Here is a 24,923-nt window from a genome sequence, read left to right on the forward strand (position 1 = left end):
GCGGCAGGACCCCAGGGAGGCAACGGAGCCGCCCGAGGGCACGACGGTCCGGCGCCCGCCGGCCTGAGATAGAAGGAGAACCACCACGATGCGCAAGATCCTTGCGGTCGCCGCCGTCGCGGCGCTGGCCCTCACCGGCTGCGGGCGCTCGACGGACACCGGCACCGGCAGCAGCGCTGCCGCCAGCAACCCGGCGGACATCACCGTCGGCGTCGCCATGCCCACCAAGACGTCCGAGCGCTGGATCAAGGACGGTGACTACATCAAGGCGCAGCTCGAGGCCGCCGGCTACAAGGTGAACCTCCAGTACGCCAACGACGACATCCCGACCCAGGTCACCCAGCTCCAGGACATGATCACGAAGAAGAACGGCGTCCTCGTCGTCGCGTCGATCGACGGCACCGCCCTCAAGGGTGCCCTCGCCGACGCGAAGGCCGACGGCATCCCCGTCATCGCCTACGACCGCCTCCTGCGCGACACCGACGCCGTCGAGTACTACACGACCTTCGACAACCTCAAGGTCGGCAAGCTCCAGGCCGAGTCGCTCCTCGCGGGCCTCGAGGCCTCGGGCAAGCCCAAGCCGTGGAACGTCGAGCTGTTCGCCGGGTCCCCCGACGACAACAACGCGACCTTCTTCTTCAACGGCGCCATGGAGGTCCTCCAGCCGAAGATCGACGACGGCACCATCAAGATCCAGTCCGGCGAGACCGACTTCAAGACCGTCGCCACCCTCCGCTGGGACGCCGCCGTCGCCAAGAAGCGCATGGAGAACCTGCTGACCAAGTCGTACTCCGACAAGGACGTCAACGGCGTGCTCGCGCCCTACGACGGCCTCTCGCGCGGCATCCTCGCGGCCCTCAAGGGCTCGGGCTACGGCGCGGGCGAGAAGGACCTCCCGGTCGTCACCGGCCAGGACGCGGAGCTCGAGTCGGTCAAGTCGATCCTCGCGGGTGAGCAGTACTCCTCGGTGTTCAAGAACACCCAGGACCTCGCCAAGGCGACGGTGACGATGATCCAGGAGATCCTCGGCAAGAAGACCGTCACCGTCAACGACACCGAGTCCTACGACAACGGCGTCAAGAAGGTCCCGACCCAGCTGCTCGACCCGGTCTCGGTCGACAAGTCCAACATCGAGCAGGTCCTGCTCGACGCGAAGTACTACACCGCGGACCAGCTCAAGTAATCAGCCGGCCCCCCGAACCGGGGCGGCGGCGGGGAACGAACCCACCCGCCGCCGCCCCGCCCCACCAGCACGACCTCACGACCCACCGACCGACCGAGGACGGACCATGGCGACCGACACGATCCTGTCGATGCGCGACATCACGAAGGAGTTCCCGGGCGTGCGCGCCCTCTCCGACGTGCGCTTCGACGTCAAGCGCGGCGAGATCCACAGCATCTGCGGCGAGAACGGCGCAGGGAAGTCGACCCTGATGAAGGTGCTCTCCGGGGTCCACCCCCACGGCACCTACAGCGGCGAGATCCACTTCGAGGGCGACGAGGTGCAGTTCGCCAACATCCGGGACTCCGAGAAGGCCGGGATCGTCATCATCCACCAGGAGCTCGCGCTCATCCCGCAGCTCTCGATCACCGAGAACCTCTTCCTCGGCAACGAGGAGAGCAGCCGCGGGGTCATCGACTGGCTCGTCGCCCGCAAGCGCGCCGTCGAGCTGCTCGACCGGGTCGGCCTCCACGAGGACCCCGACACGATGATCGGCGAGATCGGCATCGGCAAGCAGCAGCTCGTCGAGATCGCCAAGGCGCTGGCCAAGGACGTCAAGCTGCTCATCCTCGACGAGCCGACCGCGGCCCTGAACGAGGGCGACAGCCAGAACCTGCTGCGCCTCCTCGGCGGCCTGCGCGACCGCGGCATCACCTGCATCATGATCAGCCACAAGCTCAACGAGATCGAGCAGATCTCCGACTCGATCACGATCATCCGCGACGGGCGCACCATCGAGACGCTCGACGTCGCCGGCGACGGGGTCGACGAGGACCGGATCATCCGCGGGATGGTCGGTCGCGACCTCGACCACCGGTACCCGCCCCACGAGTCCTCCCCCGGCGAGGTCCTCCTCGAGATCCGCGACTGGACCGTGGCCCACCCCAGCGACCCGCACCGCCTCGTCGTCGACCGCGCCAACATCACCGTCCGGCGCGGCGAGATCGTCGGGCTGGCCGGCCTCATGGGCGCCGGTCGCACCGAGCTCGCCCGCAGCGTCTTCGGGGAGTCGTGGGGCAACAAGCTCGGCGGCCGGCTGTTCAAGGACGGCGTCGAGGTCAGGGCCCGCAGCGTGCGCGCCGCCATCGACGCCGGCCTGGCCTACGTCACCGAGGACCGCAAGGCCCTGGGGCTCAACCTCCTCGACACCATCAAGGTCTCGATCACCGCGGCGGGCCTGCGCAAGATCCGCAAGGGCATGGCCGTCGACGACAACGCCGAGGTCGTCGCCGCCGAGAAGTACCGCAAGTCCCTCAACATCAAGGCCCCCAGCGTCGAGGAGGGCGTCTCGCGCCTGTCGGGCGGCAACCAGCAGAAGGTCGTCCTCGGCAAGTGGATGTTCACCGAGCCCGACGTCCTCATCCTCGACGAGCCCACCCGCGGGATCGACGTCGGGGCGAAGTACGAGATCTACGAGATCATCAACCAGCTGGCCGACTCCGGCCGCGGGGTGCTCGTGATCTCGTCCGAGCTGCCCGAGCTGCTCGGGATCTGCGACCGCATCTACACCCTCAGCGCCGGCGTCATCACCGCCGACGTCCCCCGAGAGCGCGCCGACCAGGAAACGCTGATGCGCCACATGACCCAGAGAAAGGCAGGCTGACCATGGCCAAGGACGTCACCCCCGACGTCGCGAAGGAGCGTCGCGGCTCGCTCGCGGCGGAGATCCGGGCGAGCCTGGGCGGCAACATCCGGCAGTACGGGATGATGATCGCGCTCCTCCTGCTCGTCGCGATGTTCTACTTCCTCACCGACGGCCTCTTCCTCGAGCCGCGCAACGTCACCTCGCTGCTCGTCCAGAACGGCTACATCCTCATCCTCGCGATCGGGATGGTCATGGTGATCATCGCCGGGCACATCGACCTCTCGGTCGGCTCGGTCTGCGCCTTCGTCGGGGCGACCGTGGCCCTCGGGATGGAGTCGTGGGGCCTGTCGTGGCCCGTCGGCATCCTCCTCGGCCTGGCGCTCGGCATCCTCGTCGGCATGTGGCAGGGCTACTGGGTCGCGTACGTCGGCATCCCCGCCTTCATCGTCACCCTCGCGGGCATGCTCCTCTTCCGCGGCCTGGACCTCATGATCCTCAACGCGCAGTCGATCCCGGTCCCCGACGCCTTCCAGAAGATCGCGAACGGCTACCTGCCGGAGATGGGGCCGGTCACGGGGTACCACAACCCGACGATCGTGCTCACCCTCGTCGCCATCGCGGCCTTCGCGTACTTCGAGCTCAAGGACCGCTCCGACCGGCGCAAGTACGGCATGCACCTGCCGCCCATCGCGGTCACCGTCGTCAAGCTCGTCATCGCCGGCGGCCTGCTCCTCGTCCTCGGCATGCTCCTCGCCTCGTACAAGGGCGTGCCGGTCGTCGGGCTCATCCTCTTCGGGCTCGTCATCCTCTACACGTTCATCACCCAGCGCACCGTCACCGGTCGGCACATCTACTCTGTCGGTGGCAACCGCAACGCGGCCGGCCTGTCGGGTGTCGACACCAAGAAGGTCGACTTCCTCGTCATGGTGAACATGGGCTTCCTCGCGGGCATCGCGGGCATGGTCTTCACCGCCTACCTCAACGCGGCGAACCCCAAGGACGGCGTGGGCTTCGAGCTCGACGCCATCGCCGCGGTGTTCATCGGCGGCGCGGCCGTCGCCGGCGGTGTCGGCACGGTGACCGGGGCCATGATCGGTGGCCTCGTCATGGGCGTGCTCAACCTGGGCCTGGCCAACATGAGCGTCGACAGCAACTGGATCCAGGTCATCAAGGGCCTGGTCCTCCTCGGCGCCGTCGCCTTCGACGTCCTGTCGAAGAAGGCCGGCCGGCGCTCCTTCATCGGGATGGTGATGGACGCCTTCGGTGGCCGCAACCGCACCGCCTCCGTGCCCCCCGATGCGGGGCACGACCCCGACGCCGCGACGGCCGACGCCCAGCTGACCGGTGGGTCCGCGGAAGAGGTGGAGGAGGCGGCGCACTCCATCCACGTCGACGCGGTCGTCGACGACGAACGCTCCCGCACGTAGCGCGAGCCACGTCCGTCCTCCACCCGCCGCGGAGGACGACCGACGGCCGGGGTGGTCTGGTCCCACCCCGGCCGTCGCCGTGTCCGGCCCCGGCCGGGGCCGTGGGTGGGCGACGCCACGCGAAACGAGGAGGCAGCGGGCGGGGTGCCCCTGCGAGACTGGCGACATGCGCCGGATCGTCCAGAGCAAGAAGCTCCAACACGTGCGGTACGACGTCCGGGGTCCGATCCTCGTCGAGGCCCAGCGCCTCGAGGCCGAGGGCCACAAGATCCTCAAGCTCAACATCGGCAACACCGCACCGTTCGGGTTCGAGGCCCCCGAGGCGATCGTCGCCGACATGATCCACAACCTGCCCGACAGCCAGGGCTACGCCGACTCCCGCGGGATCTACTCGGCGCGCACCGCGGTCGCGCAGTACTACCAGTCGCACGGGCTCACCGACACGGCCGTCGACGACGTCTACATCGGCAACGGTGTCTCCGAGCTCATCACGATGGTGCTCCAGGCCTTCGTCGACGACGGCAACGAGGTCCTCGTCCCGGCCCCCGACTACCCGCTGTGGACCGGCGCCGTGTCGCTGTCCGGGGGGACCCCGGTGCACTACCGGTGCGACGAGTCGAACGGGTGGAACCCCGACCTCGAGGACCTCGAGTCCAAGATCACCGAGAACACCCACGCGCTCGTCGTCATCAACCCGAACAACCCCACGGGGGCGGTGTACTCGGAGGAGACGGTGAGGGCGCTCGTCGACATCGCGCGGCGCCACGGCCTCGTCCTCATGGCCGACGAGATCTACGAGAAGATCCTCTTCGACGACGCCGTCCACCACCACACGGCGACCTTCGCCGGCGACGACGTCCTCTGCCTGACCTTCAGCGGCCTGTCGAAGGCGTACCGCGTGTGCGGCTACCGCGCCGGGTGGGTCATGGTGTCCGGACCGAAGCACCTGGCCGAGGACTTCCTCGAGGGCCTGACCCTGCTGTCGAACATGCGGATGTGCGCCAACGTGCCGGCACAGCACGCCATCCAGACGGCGCTCGGCGGGTACCAGTCGATCACCGAGCTCATCGTCCCCGGCGGGCGGCTCCACGAGCAGAACAAGCTCGCCTCCCGGCTGCTCAACGAGATCCCCGGCGTCTCGTGCGTGGAGCCCAAGGGAGCGCTGTACTGCTTCCCGCGGCTCGACCCCGAGGTCTACGCCATCGAGAGCGACGAGGCCTTCGTCATCGACCTCCTGCGGGCCAAGAAGATCCTCGTCACCCACGGGACCGGCTTCAACTGGTTCGAGCCCGACCACTTCCGCCTCGTGACGCTCCCCGACACCGAGGTCCTCACCGAGGCGATCGGCCGGATCGCCGACTTCCTCGAGACCCTGCGGGACTGATGCCGTGACGCGCGGCGGGGTCGACCGCGCCACCCTGGTCGCGGTCGCCGTCGGCGGTGTCGTCGGCTCGCTCGGGCGGTGGGCCGTGGGGGTCGCACTCCCCCACTCCCCGGGGACCTTCCCGTGGGCCACGTTCGTCGTCAACGTCAGCGGGGCCTTCGCGATGGGCGTCCTCGTCGCGTTCCTCGTGGCGCGCCCGGGAACCCACCGGCTGGCCCGACCGCTCCTCGGTGTCGGCGTGCTCGGCGGGTGGACGACGTTCTCGGCCCTCGCGGTCGAGGTCGTGGGGCTCGGCTCCGACCGGCACGTCCAGCTCGCGCTGGCCTACGTCGCCGCCACCTTCCTCGTCGGCACGCTGGCCGTGGGGGCAGGGACGGCGCTGGGCCGGAGGGTGTGGGTGCCGTGAGCGCCCTCGACGCGCTGCTCGTCGCGCTGGGCGCCGCCGTCGGTGCGCCGCTCCGGTACCTCGCGAACCACCTCGCCCGTGAGCGGCTCGGGACCACGCCGGTCGCGGGCACGCTGGCCGTCAACGTCGTCGGGTCCCTCGTCCTCGGCGTGCTCGCCGGGGCGGCGGTCGGGGGCGCCCCGCTGGCCCTCGTCGGCACCGGGTTCTGCGGCGCCCTCACGACGTTCTCGACCCTCGCCCTCGAGCTGTGGGACGCCCTCGAGGACGACCGGCCGGCCCACGCCGCCGTCACCCTCCTCCTGTCCCTCGTGCTCGGGATCGGCGCCGCCGCCCTCGGGTGGTGGATCATGCGTCCATGAGGTGGCGATGACCTCCGTCGGCTGGACCCGGCCGCGCCTCGACACGGTCGACCGGCTCACGGTCGTGGTCGACGTCGTGCTCGTCCTCGCGCTGGGCTGGGTCCTCTGGCTCGTCCTCGACACCGGGTCCGACCAGCTGGCCGCGGTGTCCGGGCGGGCGAGGCGGGCGTCATCGTCATCGAGGGGACGCGCCACGGTCACCGCGGGGAGATCCCCGTGGGCACGTTCACGGGCGCCGACGGCAGGCCGTCGCCGGACCTCGCCTGGCAGACGCAGCAGGGCCACCCGGTCGAGGTCGGCGACCGGCTCGAGGGCCGGCGGGTGGGAGGCCGGGTCTGGCCGCCGGACGCCCGGTTCGGTGTCTGGGACGCCACCGTCGTGGTGAGCCTCGTCGGGGTGCTGCTCTGGCGCCTGCTCCACCTCGCCCGCACGGTGCGCGGTCGCCGCGAGCCCGTCGGCTGACCGGGTGTCACGGCGGGACGACGGTGCGCCGCCCACTCCGGGAGTGGACGGCGCACCGGGGGTCGAGCCCGGGTCCTACCGCTTGAGGACACCGAGCGCGTTGACGATGCCGGCACCGTAGAAGCCGTTGAAGGCCGGCGTGCCGACGCAGGTGGCGTCGAACGAGGCGTCACGGCCGACGTCGACGTACGACTGCTTCCCGCCCGCGGGGCAGGCGTGGTCGGTCGCGGTGCCGAGGAGGATCTTGCGCACCTTGTCCGGGGCGAGGCCGAAGCCGCCCTTGCCGGTCCTGTGACCGTTCGACGACACGGCCAGCGCGGCGACCCCGGCGGCGTGCGGCGACGCCATCGAGGTGCCCTGCAGGTACTGGTAGTACCCGCACTGCTGGGTCCCGTTCACCGTCCGGCAGTCCTTGATGGTGCCGAGCGCGGCGCCGTCGGGGGTGATGTTCCCCGCGGCGTCGACCTGGCCCTCGGCCTGCATGACGTTGAGCGGGGCGGTCGACAGGATGAGGTTCTCGTTGACCCGGTAGGTGTCGGTGCCGAGGCCGTCACGGAACCAGCCGCCGGGGGCCGAGACCTCGATCTCGCCGGACCGCAGGTCGGTGGCGTAGTTCGAGTAGTCGGCCTTGCGCTCCGACGGGCCGAGCGCCGAGACGCCGATGACGTGCGGGCCCTCGACGGGCAGGTCCCAGCAGGTCGCGTTGTCGATGGTGCGGTCGTGCTCGGTGCCGCCGGGGTAGTCCGGGCTCGAGGGGTCGACGCGGGGGTTCGACAGGTCCTCGTGGTTGTTGCCCAGGGCTCCGACGAGGGTGACGCCCTTGGTGTGGGCGTAGTCCAGGGCCCGGGTCATCGTCTCGATGACGAGGTCCTGCTCGGCGGCCTCCTCGGGGCTGTCCTCGGGGGCGCCGCCCTGGCAGTTGTACAGCCACGGGTCGACGTAGAAGGACATGTTGACGACGTCGATGCCGACGTCACCCGAGTAGGTCAGGGCGTTCGCGGTGGCCGACAGGAAGAAGTAGCCGCTGTCCTGGCCGGCGCGGACGTTGACGATGTCGACCTCCGGGGCGACGCCCGAGACGCCGATGCCGTTGAGCGCGGCCGCCATCGTGCCGGCGACGTGGGTGCCGTGCCCGTTGTCGTCGTGGTCGGCGGGGTCGACGCAGCCGGCGAACTCGCAGGTCGCGCCGTCGATGTCGGCCTGGTCGGTCGTGAAGTTGCGCGACAGGGCGCGGTCGAAGTTCGCGGCGAGGTCGGGGTGGCTGCCGTCGACGCCGGTGTCCATGACGCCGACCTTGACGCGCGAGTCGCCGAGCGTGCGCGCGTGCGCCTGCTCGGCGTTGATCATGTCCATGCCCCACAGGCGATCGTCGAGGGGGTCGGAGGCGGTCGAGCCGTTGCCGGGCTTCTTCTGCTGCCCCTTCGCGGCGGCCGCGGAGCGACCCGGAGAGGCCTGGTGCTCGCGGAGCACGGCGTCCTTCGCGGGCTTGGCGTCGGGCGAGCGCCCGACGACCCCGTCCTTCGCGGCGAGGTCGACACCCTCGAGCGCGCCGGCGGTGCGCGCGAACCCGGCCGCGTCGGACCGGACGGTGACCAGGCCGATCGCCCGGTTGACCGAGACGACGGTGGCTCCGGCGCGCTCCAGCTCGGCGACGACGGAGTCGACGTCGGCGGTGCTCTCGGCCAGGACGGCGTACCGGCCGTCGGACGCGGACGCGGACTCGGACGAGGTGGACGTCGTGGTCGTGGCGGCCCTGCTCGTGCTGGCCTGCGGTGCCGCGGTGGCGGCGGTCGCGCCGAGAGTGGCCGTGGCCAGGGCCACGACTCCCGTCACGGCGACCATGCGAGATCGTCGCATTCGTGGGTCTCCTCAAGTGGGGGAACAAGGACCGGGACTCCGGTCGACCGGGACTCCATCGGCCCGGTGCTCCGGGCCACGGTAGGCCCGCCCTGCCCCGGATGGGGGTTTGCGGACCGTATGCTCTCGTCCCATGCGTCGCCGTCCCAGCCGTCCCGTCGCGGACGTCTTCGAGACGTTCCCGCACCGGGTCGAGGACGACGAGGACGCCACGCGCATGCCGCCCGCGGCGACCGTGGCCCGCTCGGCCGGCATCACGATCGGCCTCATGGTCCTCACCTCGCTGGCCTTCGTCGCCGGTGCCTGGCTGGCCGGGCAGCACCGTCCCGACCTCGAGTACGCCAACCTCCTCTGGGAGGGCGTCGTCATCACCGGGTGGTCGGTGGCGTGGGGTGCGCTGGCCGCCATGGCCGTCCTCGCGGTGGGGTTCCTGGCGGTCGGGCTGCCGTGGGCCCGGCGTCAGCGCGAGGCGCGCGCCACCTCGACCTCGTCGCCGTAGGACCAGCCCTCGCGCAGCGGCAGGGTGTCGCCGCTCCAGAAGCGACCCGGGTCGTACCAGTTCGTCGGCACGTCGTCGCGCAGCACCTTCATGTCCTCGAGCGTGGCGGCGACGACCTCCGCGCAGTAGGCGTCCTCGGGACGAAGACCCTTGCGCTCGGCCGCTCGTCGCGTCAGGTGGGCGTCGCGCCCGCGCAGCCATCGCCACGCGAGCCCCAGGTGGGACGGGAAGGAGACGCCGTCGAGGCGGGCGATCGTCCTCAGCAGCGCGTCCTCCTGCTCGCGGCCCACGTCGGGGGTGAGCTGGCGCAGCCAGGCCCGCTGGCCGTAGCGGTCCTGCCACGTCGTCACCGCCTCGGCGAGGTCGTGGAGCTGGACGCCGCGGTGGTGGTCGCCCGTCCAGTGGTCGCGCATCGAGCGGCCGAGCTCGGCGTGCCACATGAGCGGCGGGAGGTCGTCGAGGACGACGGCCATGCCGACGTGGTTGACCGGGGCGTTGCTCGCCGTCTGGATGACCCGGTCGGCGACGGTCCCTCCGCGGAAGATCCACAGGTCGCCGGTGCGCGTGGCCGCCAGGGCCTCGCCGTGGGGGACGGGGGTGCCGCCGGACCGGAGCAGGGGTGCCATGGGCGCCAGTCTGCCGAACCCCGGTCCCCTAGGGTGGCGCCATGCCCTCCGCGAACCGCGTCTGGAAGCTCATCGGCCTCGCGGGCGCCGTCGGCGTCGTCGCCACCGGGGCGCTCGTCGCGCGCAACGAGCGCGAGCGCCGGGCCTACACGCCGGACGAGGTGCGCGACCGCCTCCGGGCCCGCCTCGACGAGGTGGAGGGCACGACGTCCGGCTCCGCGGACCCCGCGCCCTCCGTGCCGCGCGACTGACGGCGGTCCGTCCTCAGCCCGTGACGAGCTCCTCCAGGCGCTCGTAGGACTGCACCATGCCCTGCTCCATGCCGGACTCGACCATGGCGTCGCGGCCCTCGACGGTGCGCCCGATCGAGCGCCCGCGCAGGCGGGTCCGCCCGTCGCCGAGGTCCTCGAACCACATGAACTCCAGGGCCACCTCGTCGGGCGCGCCGTCGAACTCGAAGGTCTGGAGGGCGAACTCGTTCTCGCGGACCTCGTGGAAGACGCCCCGGAAGCCGAACGTCCCGTGGTCGGTCACGTGCTCGTAGCGGTAGCTGCCGCCGGCGACGAAGTCCCAGCGCTCGACCCGCATCTCGTAGCCGCGCGGGCCGAGCCACCGGGTGACCTTCTCGGGGTCGCGGTGGGCGTCGAAGACGGCGGTGACCGGCGCGTCGAACTCGCGGGTGAAGTCGATCCACGGCACGCCGGCCGGGACGTCGAGGTGGAGGGTGTTGCTGCTCGTGGTGGTGCTCATGACGGGCTCCTTCGTGGTGGGGGTGGTGCCGGCGGTGCCGACCGGTCGGGCCGCGGACGTGGCGAGCAGGGCGTCGAGCCGGCGGTAGGTCCGTTCGCGGCGGGCCCGGTACCGGTCGAGCTGCTCCTCGGTCCGCATCTGCTCAACCCTTCGGTTGTTCAACTGATCAGTTGATTAAACGATCCGACCGGGCCGGTGTCAAGGGGTCGGTGCGGACGGGGTGCCGTCAGCGCGGCGGGCGAGCGCGCGCAGTGGGTCGTCGAGGAGCGGGGCCAGCGCGGCGAGCGCTGCGCCGGTGGCGCCCGGTGCGGAGTCGTCGGGCGCGGTGAGCACCTCGGGGACCACCCACCGCGCCGAGAGGACCCGGCGGCGCAGGGCGGCCTCGAGGTCGGCGCGGAGGAGCTCGGCCACCTGCCCCAGGTGCCCGCCGAGGACGATGGCCGGGACGTCGAGGACGTTGACGACGCCGGCGAGGGCGACGCCGAGCGCCCGGGCTGCGCGCGCGAGGGCGGCGAGGGCGGTGGCATCGCCGGACCGGCTGCGCGAGAGGAGGTCTCGCGTCGTCGCGCCGGCGTCGAGCCCGGCGGCCGACAGGAGGGCGACGCGACCGGCGTAGAGCTCGAGGCAGCCCGTGGAGCCGCAGCGGCACGGCGGCCCCTCGGGGTCGACGCAGACGTGCCCCACCTCCCCCGCCCATCCGTGGCGCCCTCCGACGACCCGGCCGTCGACGACGACGGCGCCGCCGATCCCGACCTCACCCGACAGGTAGAGGAAGTCGGCGACCGGCCCCACCCGCCCCGGGGCGGGCTCCGCCACCGCCCGCGCACCGAGGGTCGCCTCGTTGTCGACCCGCAGCGGCAGGCCCGCGCGGGCGTCCACCGGCAGGAGCGGGAGGACGTCGACGTCGGACCAGCCGAGGTTGGGGGCCCGCAGCAGCCGCCCGCGCCCCGCGTCGACGATCCCGGGCAGGGCCAGGCCCGCGCCGACGACCGTCGTGCCGTCGGGCAGGGCGCGCAGCACCCGACGCGACGACGCCGCGAGGCGGCCGAGGGTCGGGGCCGGGTCGGACCCGGCGAGCGCCACCTCCTCGACCTCCTCGGCGAGCACCCCACCGCGCAGGTCGAGGACGCGCACGGCCAGCCGGCCGACGTCGACCTGCAGGCCCAGGCCCGCGAGACGCCGTCCCGCCGCGAGGGGCGTGGCGGGGCGGCCCGGCCCGGCGGTCGCGGGCTGGTCGAGCTCGTCGAGGACGCCCGCGGCGACGAGCTCGTCGACGAGGCGCGAGACGGTCGAGCGGGTCATCGAGGTGGCGGCGGCGACCCCCGCCCGGGACAGCGGTTCGGGGGCGGCGCAGACGGTGCGCACGACGAGCCCGAGGTTGGCCTCGCGCAGGCCCGACTGGCGCGCGGCCGCGGGTCCGGGGGGTCGGGGCACGGGTTGACCCTACCGCCGGACGACGATAAGTTGCACGACAAAACAAACTCTCGACGAGGAGACGCCATGACCCGCCAGCCCACCCCCGAGGACAGGTTCTCGTTCGGTCTGTGGACCGTCGGCTGGACGGGGACCGACCCGTTCGGCGGCCCGACCCGGCCGGCGCTCGACCCGTGGGAGTACTCCGACCGGCTCGCCGGGCTCGGGGCGTGGGGGATCTCCTTCCACGACGACGACGTCCACCCGTTCGACGCCGACACGTCGACCAAGGACGCGCGGATGGACCGCCTCAAGGACGCGTGCGACGCCGCGGGCCTGGTCATCGAGATGGTCACGACGAACACGTTCAGCCACCCCGTGTTCAAGGACGGCGGTCTCACCTCGAACGACCGCTCGGTGCGGCGCTTCGGCCTGCGCAAGGTGCTGCGCGCCGTCGACACCGCGGCGCGGCTCGGGGCGAGCACCTTCGTCATGTGGGGTGGGCGCGAGGGCGGCGAGTACGACGGGTCGAAGGACGTGTACGCCGCGTTCGAGCGCTACAAGGAGGGCCTCGACACGGTCGCGGGCTACATCAAGAGCCAGGGGTACGACCTGCGGATCGGCCTGGAGCCCAAGCCGAACGAGCCCCGCGGCGACATCCTCCTCCCGACGGTCGGGCACGCGCTCGCCCTCATCGCCGAGCTCGAGCACGGGGACATCGTCGGTCTCAACCCCGAGGTGGGCCACGAGCAGATGGCCGGGCTGAACTACGTGCACGCCCTCGGCCAGGCCCTGTGGAGCGACAAGCTCTTCCACATCGACCTCAACGGCCAGCGCGGGATGAAGTACGACCAGGACCTCGTGTTCGGCCACGGCGACCTCACGTCGGCGTTCTTCACTGTCGACCTGCTCGAGCACGGCTTCCCCGGCAGCCCCGACGCACCGCGCTACACCGGCGCGCGGCACTTCGACTACAAGCCCTCGCGCACCGAGCACCTCGACGGCGTGTGGGAGTCGGCGAAGGCGTGCATGGCCAGCTACCTCCTCCTCGCCGAGAAGGCCGCCGCCTTCCGCGCCGACCCGCGGGTGCACGAGGCCTGGGAGTACGCCGGGGTCACCGACCTCGCGACGCCCACGATCGCCGAGGGCGAGTCGCTCGAGGACTTCCGCGCCGCCGACGCCGACTTCGACCCCGACGAGGCGGGGCGCCGCGACTTCGGATTCGTGCGGCTCAACCAGCTCGCCATCGAGCACCTCGTCGGCTGACCGGAGACCGCACCCACCGTCGTGTGTGCTGACGTGGCTGTCGGGGCGACCACGTCAGCACACACGGCGAGGTGGTTCTGGCGGCGTGTGCTCAGGCGGTCGCCCTGGCAGCCACCTGAGCACACGAGGCCGGTGGGTCGTCCTCGCGCGGTCAGAGGGTGACGTCGCCGCAGAGGTGGACGACGAGGCCGAGGGCGTCGAACATCGCCGCCTTCGCGGCCAGGGCCCGGTCGGCGGAGCCGGCGTCGGTGGCGTAGGCGACGTTGAGGTGGTTGGCCTTGTGCCGCGCCATCAGCTGGTCGCGCCCCACGCCGTGGAGCACCGCGTGCATGATCGGCCACTGCGGGGTCGTGGCGTCGAGGCGGCGCTGCGTCTCCTCCGCAGGGAGGTCGACCGCCGAGCCGCGGCCGAGGTCGACGTGGAGGACGCCGTCCATGATGAAGACGCGCGACCAGACGATCTCGCCCGCCCTCGACACCCCGCTGAGGGTGCCCCCACCGAGCGGGAAGTACATCGGCGGCTGGCGCATCGACCAGCTCCGGTCGTACCCGCCGTGGTGCGAGGCGGGCACCGACCCGCTGATCTCCATGACCCAGACGAACTCCCCCTCCCACTCCTCGCCCCAGCGGATGTCGTGGAGCGTCGTCGCGGGGTCCAGGCCCATGGCGGTCCAGACCCGGTTCGTCACGAGGCTGTCGACGGCGACGCCCTCGTCGACCTCGTTGAAGTGCGGCAGCGGGACGCCGGGGTAGAGCTCGCGCGAGCCGTCGCGGCTGAGCACCGGCGGGCGCTCGACGTTGTTGAGCAGCCCCTCGGCGAGGTCGCTCGCCGGGACGGTGTCCTTCAGGCCCTGCTGGTACTGGATGCCGACGGCGTCGAGGCCGAAGTCGTCGGAGATCCGCAGCGCCGCGACGTACATCCGGAACTGGCTGAGCAGCTGGGCGTCGGTGAGCTCGGTGGCCTCGTCGGTCCCCGTGTGGAAGGTCATCCCCGCGGCGTCGAGCCAGTCGCGCACGGCCTGCGCCTCGTCGTCGGGGACCCGCGCCATCTCGGCGACGAGGGCACTCTGAGACAGCCGCTCCTTGTAGATGCCGAGGGGGTGGAGCAGCTCGTCGTCGATGATCGCGTTGTACATCCCCATGCAGCCCTCGTCGAAGACACCGATGACGGCCTTGTCCTGCCGGAGCTGGTCGGCGAGCGCGCGACCCAGGGCCACCTCGTCGGACGCCGGCAGCGCGCCGAGGTCGTGCACGTGCGAGAGGTCGTGGGTGAGCGCGCCGGTCTCGAGCCAGGTCGTCAGCCCGGCCACCGCCCAGTCGTCGGTGAAGTCCTCGCTCCACAGGACCGAGTGCGGCACACCGGCCTTCGTCAGGGAGGCGGTGAGGTTGAGCAGCCCCACGAGCCCCGGGAAGCGCCCGCTCCAGTTGGCGACGACGAGGATCGGGCCGCGGTGGGTGCGCAGCCCCGCGAGGACGTGGTGGCTGTACTGCCAGACCGCCTCGGCGACGACGACCGGCGCCTCGGGGGGGATCGTCCGGAACACCTCGATCCCCATCCGCTGGGTCGAGATGAAGCCGTGTCCTTCATCCGGGTCGACGCCGTGGGCGCGGTGGACGGACCACCCGAGAGCGTCGAACGCGGCCCCGAGGTCGCGCTCGAACGCCTCCTGGGCGGGCCAGCACGTCGTGTTGGCCGACAGCCGCAGGTCGCCGCTCGCGACGGTGTAGACCGTCGACGGGGCCGCCACCGGCTCCGGGGGGAGGACCGGGAGGGCGTACGTGCTCATGCCGACGCCCCGGCGTGGGCGGCGGTCACCCCGCGCAGGTCGCCGGCACGGCCGGCCTGCCCGAAGAGCCGCATCCGTGCGGCGACCATCTGCTGCATCGCGACGCGGCCGAGGTCGAGGTAGGGCGCGGGGTCGACGGTGAGGCCATCGGTCCCGAGGAACTCGCGCACCGCGCCCGTGAAGGCCAGGTGGTTGTCCATGCCCTGGTTGATCTTGCGCACGCCCATCGTGATCGAGCGGACCTTCTCCTCGTCGGGCACGCCCCACGACTCGGGCATCGTGGCGCCGAAGGCGTTGTTCTGCGCGCGCAGCTCCGCGGGCAGCGACGAGGAGCCGTGCATGACGAGGTGGGTCCCGGGCACGATCTCGGCGATCTCGCGGATGAGGTCCAGGTGCAGGACGCTGCCGTCGACCGGCGTCGTGAACTTGTACGCGCCGTGCGAGGTGCCGATGGCGACCGCGAGGGCGTCGACCCCGGTCCGCTCGACGAACTCCTTCGCCTGCGAGGGCTCCGCGAGGACGATCTCGGCGCGCGAGCCGTCGACCTTCGACCCGCCGATGGTGCCGAGCTCACCCTCGACGGACACCCCTGCGGCGTGGGCGAACTCGACGACTCCGGCCGTGACGGCGACGTTGGCCTCGAAGGAGCTCGGCCGGCCGTCGTGGTCGAGGCTGCCGTCGATCATGACGCTCGTGAAGCCGGAGTCGACGGCGCGGCGGCACGTCTCGGGGTTCGGGCCGTGGTCGAGGTGGAGGACGACGGGCACCGACGGATAGGTCGAGATGACGTGCTGCAGGACCGACCAGTACCGCTCGTCGCTGCCGTGCGAGCTCGTCCCGGCGAGGGTCTCGATGATGACGGGGCTGTCGGTCTCCTCGGCGGCGTCGAGGACGGCCTCGGCCTGGATGACGTCGGAGACGTTGAACGCGCCGAGGCCGTAGCCGCCGGCACGGGCGGCGTCGAGGGCCTGACGGAGGGTGACGAGGGGCACGGGGTGCTGCCTTTCAGTGGGAGGGGTGGTGCGGGTTCGTGGGATCCGGCGACGCCGAGGGGGCCGCGTTCGGGGGCCCGAGGGGGGCCAGCGCGGCGTAGAGGTCGGCGTAGCGCCGACCCTGGGAGGCGAACCAGCCGACGAGGGCAGGGTCGGGCTCGGCGGCGTGGAGCACCGGCGGGCGCGGCAGGTCGGCGAACGACGCGTGGAGGCCGATGCCGACCGCGGCCTGGAGGGCCGCACCGCGAAGGGCCCCGGCGTCGGCCCCGACGGTGAGGGTGCGGCCCGCGGCGTCCGCGCGGATGCCGAGCGAGCGGCGGCTGAGCGCGCCTGCCCCCACGGCGAGGACCGCTCCCACGACGATGCCGAGGTCGGCGAGGCCGGCGGCGATCTTGCGCAGCTCGTAGCCTCCGGCCTCGAGGAAGGCACGGGCCAGGTCCGCCCGGGTCGTGTCGAGGGCCAGCCCGACGACGGCGCCCCGCGCGGCGGGGTCGTTGTCGAGGGTGCCCGAGCCCGCGAGGTAGGGCAGGACGAGGAGGGCCGCGGGGACCTCCGACGCGGCGTCGAGGAGGGCGTGCAGGCCGGCGGGGTCGCTCGCCCCCACGGTGCGCCCGAACCAGTCGAGCGCCCAGCCGCCGGCGGCGGTCCCGGCGAGGGTGAGCCAGGTGTCGGCGGGCCCGGGGTAGGTCGCCACCCCGGTGCCGACGAGGCCGTCGGGGCGACCGGGGGTCCCGATGGTGAGGCAGTCGCTGGAGCCGAAGGAGAAGACCGACGTCTCGCCCACGCTGCCCCCGCCGCCCCACCACGACGTGGCCTGGTCGTGCGACGCGACGACGAGCGGGAGGCCGGCCGCCAGGCCCGTGGCGGCCGCCACGCCGGGCGCCAGGCCCCCGACGACGGTTCCGGGGTCGACGACCTCCGGCAGCCAGGCGAGGTCGACCCCCGAGGCGTCGGCGAGCTCGGCCGACCAGGTGCGCCGCTCGACGTCGAGCAGCCCGGTGCGCGCGGCGACCGTCGTGTCGGTGACCGCTCCCGCCCCTCGGCCACCGAGGCGGCCCATGACGTAGTCGGGCAGGCAGCGCAGCCCCCTGACGGTCGCGGACGACCACAGCCCGGGCTCCGCCGCCACCCGGTAGAGGGTGAACATCGGGTGCACCGGCTGGCCACTGATCCGCTGGACCTGCGCGGCGCCCACCCGTGCCACGACGCCCTCGACGGCGCCGGCTCCCCGACGGTCGCGGCTCACGGGGGCCGGGGCCAGGGCCCGTCCCGCGGCGTCGACGGGGACCGCGGCCTCGCCCTGGCTGCACACCGACAGCGCGAGCGGCGGGTCGGCCTCGAGCGCGGGATGGGCGGCGACCTCGGCCAGCAGGGCCACGGTGTCGGCGACGACCTGGTCGGCGTCGACCTCGGCGAGGTCCGGCCCGGGGGTGGTGGGGCGGGAGGAGCGGCCGACCCGGACGAGGACCCGGCCCGAGGCGTCGGTCGCCCCGACCCGCACCCCGCTCGTCCCGAGGTCGACCCCGAGCAGGCTCACGCCGGTGCCCCGGCCTGCTCGCCCCGGCTGCTCATGGTCGCGACCCCTTCGTCACGCTCGATCGGATGTATTCGATTACATCATCGCAGGAGAGACGCCCCCGGCGCCACCCCTCACCGCACACCGGCGCCGGACGAGCCGGTCCGCCGATGCTGCCTCGCACGGCGACCGCCGGGCGCCGACGCTCGCGGCCCGGCTCCGCTACCATCCGGTGAAAACCGTTTCACGGTGGGAGGAGGGGACGATGACCACGATGAAGGACGTCGCCAGCGCCGCCGGCGTCTCCACCGCCACGGTCTCCCGCGTCCTCGCCGGCCACGCCGCCGTCAAGCCCGAGACCGCCCGCCGGGTCCACGACGCCGCGTCCAGCCTCGGGTACGTGCTCAACCCCCTCGCCCGCAGCCTGCGCCAGCAGCGCTCGCCGGTGTGGGCCCTGGTCATCGCCGACATCGGCAACCCGTTCCTCACCCAGGTCGCCCGCGGCGTCGAGGACGTCGCCCGCACCGCGGGGTACTCGGTCCTGCTGTGCAACACCGACGAGGACCCCGAGAAGGAGGACGGCTACATCGCGATCGCCGACCAGTACCGGGTCGCGGGCCTCCTCATCACCCCCACGTCGACGCGCGCGGCGGTCGACGGGCTGCTGGCCCGCGGTGTGCCCGTCGTCGCGATGGACCGCCCGCTCGGCTCGAGCGCCTCCGACACCGTCCTCATCGACTCCCGTCGCGCAGCCCGCGAGGCGGTGACCGGCCTCGTCGACGCCGGTCGCCGGCGGGTCGCCTGCATCACGGGGCCGCGGCGGGTCTTCACGGCGGAGGAGCGCGTCCTCGGGTACCGGGAGGCGTTGCAGGACAGCGGCGTCGAGGTCGACGAGGACCTCGTCCACTACGCCGGGTTCAACGAGGCCGGAGGTCGCGCGGCGGCGCAGGCCCTCCTCGATGCCGGCCCGGTCGACGGCGTCCTCGTCGCGAACAGCCTCATGGCCGTGGGCGTGCTCGGGGTGGTGCGCGAGCGCGGGCTGCGGGCCCCGGAGGACGTCGAGATCGTCGCGTTCGACGACGCCCCGTGGACCTCCCTCCTCGCGCCGAGCGTGCGCGTCATCCACCAGCCGGCCTACGCGCTGGGCCGGTCGGCCGCCGAGCTCCTCCTCGACCGGCTCGAGCAGCCCGGCCGTGAGGCCCGCACCGTGATGCTCACCGCCACGCTCGACCCCACGCCCACGCCCGCCTCTACGCCCGCGTCCTCGAAGGACCCGACGACGACCTAGCGGCCGAAGCCCTCGAACCGCCACACCGTCGTCGAGCGGTACTCCTCGCCCGGGCGGAGCACCGACGGCCCGAGCTCCGGCTGGTTCGGGGCGTCCGGCGGGCGCTGCGTCTCGAGGGCGACGCCGCCGTGGCGCGTCATCGGCCGCCCGTCGTGGCCGCGGCGCGACCCGTCGAGGCCGTTGCCCGTGTACACCTGCAGCGAGGGCTGGTCGGTGATCACCTCGACCGCCCGACCGGACGCGGGGTGCTCGAGGCGGGCGGCCCGGCGCAGCCCGGTCGCGTCGAGGAGGTACGCGTGGTCGAGCCCTCCGGCGGCGGCGACCTGGGGGTGCGGGGAGGCGACGACGTCGCCGAGGCGGGTGGGGGCGCGCAGGTCGAACGGGGTGCCGTCGACCGCCTCGACGCCGGTGGGGATCGAGGCGTCGTCGACGGGCAGCCAGCGCCCGGCGTCGACGGTCAGCAGGTGGTCCTCGACCGACCCACCGCCGGCGAGGCCGAGGTAGGCGTGGTTGGTCAGGCTGACGACGGTCGGCGCGTCGGCCGTGGCCGTGAGCTCGATGACGACCTCGCCCGGCGAGACCCCGTACGTCGCGCGCGCCACGAGCCGGCCGGGGAAGCCCGCGTCGCCGTCGGGGCTGACGAGCTCGAGGACGAGGTGGTCGTCGGCGGCCTCGACGACGGACCAGGTGCGCCGGTGGAACCCGTCGGGCCCCCCGTGCAGGCAGGTGAGGCCCTCGTTGGCGTCGAGCTCGTACGTGGTCCCGTCGATCGAGAAGCGGGAGAACGCGATCCGGTTGGCCCACCGGCCGACGACGGCCCCGTGGAAGTCAGGTGGGTCGGCGACGTGGTCGGCGAGCTCGGCGTAGCCGAGGACGACCTCCACCTCCTGCGACCCGTCCGCCAGCCGCAGCGAGTGCACCGTCGCGCCGAGGTCGAGGACCTCGAGGCGCAGGCCCGGTGCCACGAGGACGTGCGCGTGCACGGCTCGGCCGTCGGGGAGCGTGCCGACCTGGCGGGCGCGCGTCATCGCCGCTCCTTCCCTCGGGCGTGGCGGGCCGGCCACCGGACCCGGCGCCGCGACCCGCTCATGCGCGGACGGACCGATGTTAGCGTTCACACGACCCGTAGGCTGGCCCGATGCCGACCCCAGGGACCGCCCGCCGGGAACCGTCGAACGCCGCGGGCAGCACGTGGGCCGGGTCGTACAGCTACGCGGCCGAGCGGCTCGTCGAGCCGGCCTCGATCGACGAGCTCGCCGAGGTCGTCGCGACCACGAACCGCGTCCGCGCCCTCGGGTCGCGCCACTCCTTCACCGACGTCGCCGACACGACCGGCACGCTCGTCGGGCTCGACCGGCTCCCGACCTCCATCGAGGTCGACGCGCGACGGTCGGTCGTCCGCGTCACCGGCGGCGTGCGGTACGGCGAGCTGGCGGCCGGGCTCGAGGCGCAGGGGTGGGCGCTGGCCAACCTCGCCTCGCTCCCCCACATCTCCGTCGCCGGCGCCGTCGCCACCGGCACCCACGGCTCCGGCGTGCGCAACGCCTCCCTCGCCGCGGCGGTCCGGGCCCTCGAGGTCGTCCGTCCCGACGGCACGGTGCACCGGCTCGGCCCGGACGACCCCGACCTCGCGGGCAGCGTCGTCGCGCTCGGCGCCCTCGGGATCGTCATGGGACTCGAGCTCGCCGTCGAGCCGACCTACCTCGTGCGCACCGAGGTCCGCACCGGGCTCACCTGGGAGGTCGTCGAGGAGCAGCTCGACGCCGTCCTCTCCTGCGGCTACAGCGTCAGCCTCTTCACCCGCTTCGACGCCCTCGAGGTCGACCAGCTGTGGGTGAAGAGCCGAGCCGACGAGCCGCCGCTCGAGGAGGTGTGGTCGACCACCGCGGCGGTCGAGCCGCTCCACATGCTCGTCGGCGCCCCGACCGAGGCCCTCACCGAGCAGGGCGGCGTCCCCGGCGCGTGGCTGCACCGCCTCCCCCACTTCCGGCTCGAGTTCACCCCGAGCCGCGGCGCCGAGCTCCAGAGCGAGTACTTCGTCCCCCGCGGCCGCGCCGTCGAGGCCCTCACGGCCCTGCGAGCCGTCGCCCCGGCGTTCACGCAGCTCCTCCAGGTCTGCGAGGTCCGTGCGGTCGCCGGCGACACCATGTGGCTCAGCGGGGCCGAGGGCGGCGACGCCCTCGCGCTGCACTTCACCTGGGACCTCGACGTCCCGGCCGTGCGGGCCGTGCTGCCCCGCGTCGAGGAGGCCCTCGCCCCGTTCGGGGTCCGCCCGCACTGGGGCAAGGTCTTCACGATGGAGGGCGCGACGGTCCGCGACGCGTTCCCGCGGATGGCCGACTTCGTCGCCCTGCGGGACCGGGTCGACCCCGACCGCCGCTTCGACAACGCCTTCCTCCAGCGCCTCCTCGCCTGAACCGCACAGCGGACGACGGGACCCGCGGCGTCAGGCCTCGTCGTCCCAGACGAGGGTGAGCTCCTCGCGGGTGCCGAACCGTTCGAGGTGACGGCGGACGACCTCGCCGAACTCCGCGCTGCTCGCCTCGACGCGCAGGTCGTCCTCGCGCGGGGTGAGCGTGGCGGAGGCGCCGCCCTCCATGAGGAAGGCGACCGAGCCGTCCGGCCGCTCGGTGACCTCGGCCTTCTCGCGCCAGTGCCCGGCGAGCTGCTTGGCGTAGCGCGCGCCGCGCGGGGTGGGGATCGTTCCGGTCAGAGTGCTCATGCGACGACGGTACGTCGCCGGCGCCCCGCTCCGTCAGGGGGTGCGGCGCAGGACGAGGGCGGCGACGTCGTCGTCGTAGCGCTCGTCGCGCACGGCCTCGACGAGCTCGACGAGCGCCGTCGACAGGGGCGACCCGGCGAGCCGGTGGACCTCGCCGCGCAGGCGCCCCAGCCCTTCCTCGATGTCCTCGTCGCGCCGTTCCACGAGCCCGTCGGTGAGGACGAGGAGGGTGTCGCCGCACGCGAACGGGATCGTCACCCCGCTGCGGTGGCCGTCGCCGAGCCCCAGCGGCGGCCCGTCGGCGAACGGCAGCTGCTCGACGGCGCCGTCGGCGCGCAGCACCCACGGGGGCAGGTGACCGGCGTTGGCCAGGTGCAGGACGTCCTGCGCCTCGTCGGTGAGGATGTACGCGAGGGTGACGAGCTGCTCGGTCCCGTACCGCTGCACCATGCCGTCGAGCGCGGACATCACGGCGTCGGGCGTCGGGTCGACCGACGCGAACGCGCGCACCGACGCCCGCATCCCGGCCATGGCGGCCGCCGCGGCGACCCCGCGCCCCATGACGTCGCCGACGAACGCCACGACCCGTCCGTCGTCGAGGGCGAACGCGTCGTAGAAGTCGCCGCCGACCTCGGTCCGTCCGGACGGCAGGTAGTGGCAGTGCACCTCCCAGTCGTCGGTCCCCGAGACCGACTCGGGCAGGACGGCACGCTGGAGCTGCTCGGCGACCGCGAGGGTCTGGCTGTAGAGCTCGGCGTTGTCGAGGGCGCTCGCCGAGCGCCGGGCGAGGTGCTCGGCGAAGTGGAGGTCGTCCTCGTCGTACCGGCGGTTGTCGTCGGTGGACACCCACGTGATGACGCCCATCGCCCGGCCGCGCACGAGCAGCGGCACGGCCAGGGCGCTGCGCAGGTGCAGCTCGCGCGCCACGCGCAGGTGCTCCTCGTCCTGGGCGGTCGCCTCGAGCATCTCGTCGGTGATCTCCGGCACGAGCATGGGCTCGCCGGATCGCACGACCTCCATCGCCCCGAACCGGCTCGCGGGGTCGGGGGGCCAACGCTGCTGGAGCGCCATGGCCAGCTCGACCTTCTCCGGGTCGACGTGGGCCACCGCCAGCCGGTGGAGGGCGCCGTCGCGCACGACGTCGATGGCGCACCAGTCGGCGAAGTCCGGGACGGCCAGGCGGGCGACCCGCTGGATCGTCACGGGGAGGTCGAGGCTCTTGGCCAGCTCGATGGAGGCCTCGGCGAGGAACGCGAGCCGGGCGGTCTGGCGCGCCGCCACCTCGGAGGCCTCGATCCGCTCGAACGCCTGGGCACAGGTGTCGGCGAGGATCTCGAGGAACTCCAGCTCCGCCGGGTGCGGCTCGGCGCCGCCGGGGATCGAGAGGTGGATGGAGCCGCGCGTGCGCCCGGCGACCCGGAGGGGGACCGTCACGGTGGTGCGCTCGCCCCGCGCGGCGTTGACGAGGTCGGGGTAGCGCTCGGCGATGGCGGCCGCGCCCACGAGGACGAGCCGCCGGCCGGTGCGGATGACGTCGGTCACCGTGGTCGCCCGGTCGACGGGGATGACCTCCCACTGGGCCGCCTCGGGGGCGCCGATGCCGCGCACGCCCAGGAGCCGCACGTGGTCGTCCTCCGCGAGCGCGAGCGCGGCGATCGTCGCGCCGAGGGCGTCGGCCATGTGGTGGGTGACGATCTTCGTCACGGCCTCGACCGAGCCGGCGGTCGTCAGCTCGCTCGTGACGCGCGCCAGCTGCGCCAGGTTCTCGCCCACCTGTCGCGGCATCCTCGGTCCGCGCTGACCAGAACCCTCGTTCACGCGTGGATCCTTGCAGGCCAGGGGGCGGTTGTCTCTAGTCCTGACGGAGGATGCGCAGCGCCGAAAGGACGTCGCGCGCCGCCGGGGCTCACCCGGCCGACGCGCGACGGAGGTTCAGGCGCAGTCCCGGCAGATGCCGGTGCCCGGCTTGGACTCCTGCGACCGGTGGTACAGCAGGAAGCAGCTCATGCAGGAGAACTCGTCGGCCTGGCGGGGCAGGACGGTGACCTCGAGCTGGAGGCCGGAGAGGTCGGCGCCGGGCAGGGTGTGCCCGTCGACGGCCTCGGTGTCGTCCTCCATGATGTCGACGGCGGCGCGGGCGCTGTTGGCGCGCAGCTCCTCGAGGCTCTCGGGCTTGTCGTCCTCGCCCTCGCGCAGCCGCGGGGCGTCGTAGTCAGTGGCCATGTCGCGGGTGCCTCTCTGTCGGCGGTCGGGTTCGGCGGACCCCGGGCGCATGAGTATGTCGAGGTCAGCCGGATGTGTCAAAGGTTTGTCTCACCTGTGGACACGAGCCGGCACGCCATCGGGCCGACGGGACCTCCCACGGCCGTGGATCATGGGCGGATGGACCTCGAGGACATCGCCCGCGAGCTCTACGCCCTGCCGCCGCAGGAGTTCACCGCAGCACGTAACGCGCGGGTGGCCACGCTTCGTTCCCGGGGGGCTCGCGAGCTCGCCGAGGACGTGCGCCGGCTGCGGCGGCCGAGCGCCGGGGCGTGGGTCCTCAACCTCCTCGCCCGGGAGCACCGGGACGAGGTCGAGCCGGTCGTCGAGCTCGGCGGACGGCTGCGCGAGGCGATGGGCGTCCTCGGCGCGGCGGAGCTGCGGGCGCTGGACCAGCAGCGGCGCGAGCTGACCCGCGCCGTCGCCGCCCGGGCTGCCACGCACGCCACCGCGGCCGGCCAGGGCGTCAACGCGCAGGTCCGCGGGGCCGTCGAGGAGTCGCTGCGGGCCGCGATGGTCGACGAGCCGGCGGGCCGCGCCCTCCTCACCGGCCTGCTGACCGAGACCTTCACCTCCACCGGGCTCGACCCCGTGGACCTCGCGAGGGTGCTCGCCGTCCCCGCCCTCGTGCCGGCCCGGGTGACGGCCGTCCCCGACGGGCGCGACGACGACGCGGCCGCGCGGACCGGGTCCGCCGGGCCGTCGGGGTCGCCGGCGTCGTCGGGGCCGCCTGCCGACGCCGAGGCGGCGGCGCGACGGGCCGCCGTCACGGCCGCACGAGCGGAGGTCCGCCGGGCCGACGACGAGCGGGCGGCGGCCGAGGACGCGGCGGCCTCCGCCGCGCGGCAGGCCACCCGCGCGCGGACCTCCCGCCTCGAGCTCGAGACCCGGCGCGACGAGCTGGTGCGCGCCCTCAGGGCCGCCGACGCCGCGCTCGCCACGGCGGTCGAGCAGGAGGAGGCGGCCGATGCCGCGCTGGCCGGGGCCAGGTCGGCGGCCGCGGACGCGGCGGTCGCGGCAGAGCGGGCCCGCTCACTCCTCGACACCGCCGTCGAGCAGCGCGGTTAGGGGCACCTAACCTGAGGGCGTCCCCCGAGCCCC

At 73.3% G+C, this 24,923-nt stretch carries 24 protein-coding genes; 13 read left to right on the forward strand and 11 right to left on the reverse strand.

Annotated elements, in window-relative coordinates; genetic code table 11:
- Window positions 1-88: 88 nt before the first annotated feature.
- The 7 genes from chvE to ACFWN3_RS08540 all read left to right on the forward strand — a co-directional run bounded on the left by chvE (window position 89) and on the right by ACFWN3_RS08540 (window position 6,845).
- Window positions 89-1,183, forward strand: a complete 1,095-nt coding sequence (gene chvE / locus ACFWN3_RS08510; RefSeq protein WP_377645262.1) for a multiple monosaccharide ABC transporter substrate-binding protein — start codon at window positions 89-91, stop codon at window positions 1,181-1,183.
- Between the two features lie 106 nt (window positions 1,184-1,289).
- Entirely contained in the window at window positions 1,290-2,825 is a 1,536-nt protein-coding gene (gene mmsA / locus ACFWN3_RS08515; protein ID WP_377645264.1) for a multiple monosaccharide ABC transporter ATP-binding protein, read from the forward strand.
- 2 nt (window positions 2,826-2,827) lie between these two features.
- Entirely contained in the window at window positions 2,828-4,234 is a 1,407-nt protein-coding gene (mmsB, locus tag ACFWN3_RS08520; RefSeq protein ID WP_377645267.1) for a multiple monosaccharide ABC transporter permease, read from the forward strand.
- Between the two features lie 166 nt (window positions 4,235-4,400).
- Window positions 4,401-5,618, forward strand: a complete 1,218-nt coding sequence (locus ACFWN3_RS08525; protein WP_377645271.1) for a pyridoxal phosphate-dependent aminotransferase — start codon at window positions 4,401-4,403, stop codon at window positions 5,616-5,618.
- A gap of 4 nt (window positions 5,619-5,622) precedes the next feature.
- On the forward strand, window positions 5,623-6,024 hold the full coding sequence (locus ACFWN3_RS08530) for a fluoride efflux transporter FluC (protein ID WP_377645273.1): 402 nt from the start codon (window positions 5,623-5,625) through the stop codon (window positions 6,022-6,024).
- Window positions 6,021-6,383, forward strand: coding sequence for a fluoride efflux transporter FluC (locus ACFWN3_RS08535; protein ID WP_377645275.1), 363 nt, complete (start codon window positions 6,021-6,023; stop codon window positions 6,381-6,383). The genes ACFWN3_RS08530 and ACFWN3_RS08535 overlap by 4 nt, the downstream gene beginning before the upstream one ends.
- 216 nt (window positions 6,384-6,599) lie before the next feature.
- Window positions 6,600-6,845 carry a hypothetical protein gene (locus ACFWN3_RS08540; RefSeq protein ID WP_377645277.1) on the forward strand — a complete coding sequence of 82 codons (246 nt, stop codon included), beginning with the start codon at window positions 6,600-6,602 and terminating at the stop codon, window positions 6,843-6,845.
- Window positions 6,846-6,920: 75 nt separating this feature from the next.
- Here the strand turns inward: ACFWN3_RS08540 and ACFWN3_RS08545 are convergent, their stop codons facing one another.
- Window positions 6,921-8,687 carry a S8 family serine peptidase gene (locus tag ACFWN3_RS08545; RefSeq protein WP_377645280.1) on the reverse strand — a complete coding sequence of 589 codons (1,767 nt, stop codon included), beginning with the start codon at window positions 8,685-8,687 and terminating at the stop codon, window positions 6,921-6,923.
- A gap of 148 nt (window positions 8,688-8,835) precedes the next feature.
- On the opposite strand from ACFWN3_RS08545, the gene ACFWN3_RS08550 reads away from it, so the two are divergent.
- On the forward strand, window positions 8,836-9,201 hold the full coding sequence (locus tag ACFWN3_RS08550) for a hypothetical protein (protein ID WP_377645282.1): 366 nt from the start codon (window positions 8,836-8,838) through the stop codon (window positions 9,199-9,201).
- Here the strand turns inward: ACFWN3_RS08550 and ACFWN3_RS08555 are convergent.
- Entirely contained in the window at window positions 9,162-9,827 is a 666-nt protein-coding gene (locus tag ACFWN3_RS08555) for a hypothetical protein (protein WP_377645283.1), read from the reverse strand. The two genes, ACFWN3_RS08550 and ACFWN3_RS08555, sit on opposite strands and share 40 nt — an antisense overlap.
- A gap of 41 nt (window positions 9,828-9,868) precedes the next feature.
- Between ACFWN3_RS08555 and ACFWN3_RS08560 the strand changes: the two genes are divergently transcribed.
- On the forward strand, window positions 9,869-10,078 hold the full coding sequence (locus tag ACFWN3_RS08560) for a hypothetical protein (protein WP_377645286.1): 210 nt from the start codon (window positions 9,869-9,871) through the stop codon (window positions 10,076-10,078).
- 13 nt (window positions 10,079-10,091) lie between these two features.
- On the opposite strand, the gene ACFWN3_RS08565 is transcribed toward ACFWN3_RS08560, so the two are convergent.
- Together ACFWN3_RS08565 and ACFWN3_RS08570 are read right to left on the reverse strand one after the other, a co-directional pair.
- Window positions 10,092-10,715, reverse strand: coding sequence for an SRPBCC family protein (locus ACFWN3_RS08565; protein WP_377645287.1), 624 nt, complete (start codon window positions 10,713-10,715; stop codon window positions 10,092-10,094).
- Window positions 10,716-10,775: 60 nt separating this feature from the next.
- Window positions 10,776-12,011, reverse strand: a complete 1,236-nt coding sequence (locus ACFWN3_RS08570) for an ROK family protein (protein WP_377645289.1) — start codon at window positions 12,009-12,011, stop codon at window positions 10,776-10,778.
- Window positions 12,012-12,077: 66 nt separating this feature from the next.
- On the opposite strand from ACFWN3_RS08570, the gene xylA reads away from it, so the two are divergent.
- Entirely contained in the window at window positions 12,078-13,256 is a 1,179-nt protein-coding gene (xylA, locus tag ACFWN3_RS08575; RefSeq protein ID WP_377645290.1) for a xylose isomerase, read from the forward strand.
- Window positions 13,257-13,407: 151 nt separating this feature from the next.
- On the opposite strand, the gene ACFWN3_RS08580 is transcribed toward xylA, so the two are convergent.
- The 3 genes from ACFWN3_RS08580 to ACFWN3_RS08590 are packed head-to-tail and all read right to left on the reverse strand — an operon-like array spanning window position 13,408 to window position 17,571.
- Window positions 13,408-15,042 carry a fucose isomerase gene (locus ACFWN3_RS08580; protein ID WP_377645292.1) on the reverse strand — a complete coding sequence of 545 codons (1,635 nt, stop codon included), beginning with the start codon at window positions 15,040-15,042 and terminating at the stop codon, window positions 13,408-13,410.
- Complete coding sequence (locus ACFWN3_RS08585; RefSeq protein WP_377645294.1) at window positions 15,039-16,034, reverse strand: ketose-bisphosphate aldolase; 996 nt, start codon at window positions 16,032-16,034, stop codon at window positions 15,039-15,041. Before ACFWN3_RS08585 ends, ACFWN3_RS08580 begins: the two co-directional genes overlap by 4 nt.
- Window positions 16,035-16,047: 13 nt before the next feature.
- On the reverse strand, window positions 16,048-17,571 hold the full coding sequence (locus ACFWN3_RS08590) for an L-fuculokinase (protein WP_377645297.1): 1,524 nt from the start codon (window positions 17,569-17,571) through the stop codon (window positions 16,048-16,050).
- 244 nt (window positions 17,572-17,815) lie between these two features.
- Between ACFWN3_RS08590 and ACFWN3_RS08595 the strand changes: the two genes are divergently transcribed.
- The gene (locus ACFWN3_RS08595; RefSeq protein WP_377645298.1) at window positions 17,816-18,838 is read left to right on the forward strand and encodes a LacI family DNA-binding transcriptional regulator; all 1,023 of its coding nucleotides are present in this window, start codon (window positions 17,816-17,818) and stop codon (window positions 18,836-18,838) included.
- Here the strand turns inward: ACFWN3_RS08595 and ACFWN3_RS08600 are convergent.
- Window positions 18,835-19,866 carry an aldose epimerase family protein gene (locus ACFWN3_RS08600; protein ID WP_377645301.1) on the reverse strand — a complete coding sequence of 344 codons (1,032 nt, stop codon included), beginning with the start codon at window positions 19,864-19,866 and terminating at the stop codon, window positions 18,835-18,837. The two genes, ACFWN3_RS08595 and ACFWN3_RS08600, sit on opposite strands and share 4 nt — an antisense overlap.
- Before the next feature lie 110 nt (window positions 19,867-19,976).
- Between ACFWN3_RS08600 and ACFWN3_RS08605 the strand changes: the two genes are divergently transcribed.
- Window positions 19,977-21,254: an FAD-binding protein gene (locus tag ACFWN3_RS08605; RefSeq protein ID WP_377645303.1), complete on the forward strand. Its 1,278-nt coding sequence runs from the start codon at window positions 19,977-19,979 to the stop codon at window positions 21,252-21,254.
- Between the two features lie 30 nt (window positions 21,255-21,284).
- On the opposite strand, the gene ACFWN3_RS08610 is transcribed toward ACFWN3_RS08605, so the two are convergent.
- The 3 genes from ACFWN3_RS08610 to ACFWN3_RS08620 all read right to left on the reverse strand — a co-directional run bounded on the left by ACFWN3_RS08610 (window position 21,285) and on the right by ACFWN3_RS08620 (window position 23,783).
- The gene (locus ACFWN3_RS08610) at window positions 21,285-21,560 is read right to left on the reverse strand and encodes a DUF2218 domain-containing protein (RefSeq protein ID WP_377645305.1); all 276 of its coding nucleotides are present in this window, start codon (window positions 21,558-21,560) and stop codon (window positions 21,285-21,287) included.
- A 33-nt stretch (window positions 21,561-21,593) separates the two neighbouring features.
- Window positions 21,594-23,333: a GAF domain-containing SpoIIE family protein phosphatase gene (locus tag ACFWN3_RS08615; protein WP_377645308.1), complete on the reverse strand. Its 1,740-nt coding sequence runs from the start codon at window positions 23,331-23,333 to the stop codon at window positions 21,594-21,596.
- A gap of 159 nt (window positions 23,334-23,492) precedes the next feature.
- Window positions 23,493-23,783, reverse strand: a complete 291-nt coding sequence (locus ACFWN3_RS08620; protein ID WP_377645310.1) for a DUF4193 domain-containing protein — start codon at window positions 23,781-23,783, stop codon at window positions 23,493-23,495.
- Window positions 23,784-23,942: 159 nt separating this feature from the next.
- Between ACFWN3_RS08620 and ACFWN3_RS08625 the strand changes: the two genes are divergently transcribed.
- Complete coding sequence (locus ACFWN3_RS08625) at window positions 23,943-24,890, forward strand: hypothetical protein (RefSeq protein WP_377645312.1); 948 nt, start codon at window positions 23,943-23,945, stop codon at window positions 24,888-24,890.
- The last annotated feature ends 33 nt before the right edge of the window (window positions 24,891-24,923 follow it).

This window comes from Oryzobacter terrae, from assembly GCF_042756445.1.
Lineage (GTDB): Bacteria > Actinomycetota > Actinomycetes > Actinomycetales > Dermatophilaceae > Oryzobacter > Oryzobacter terrae.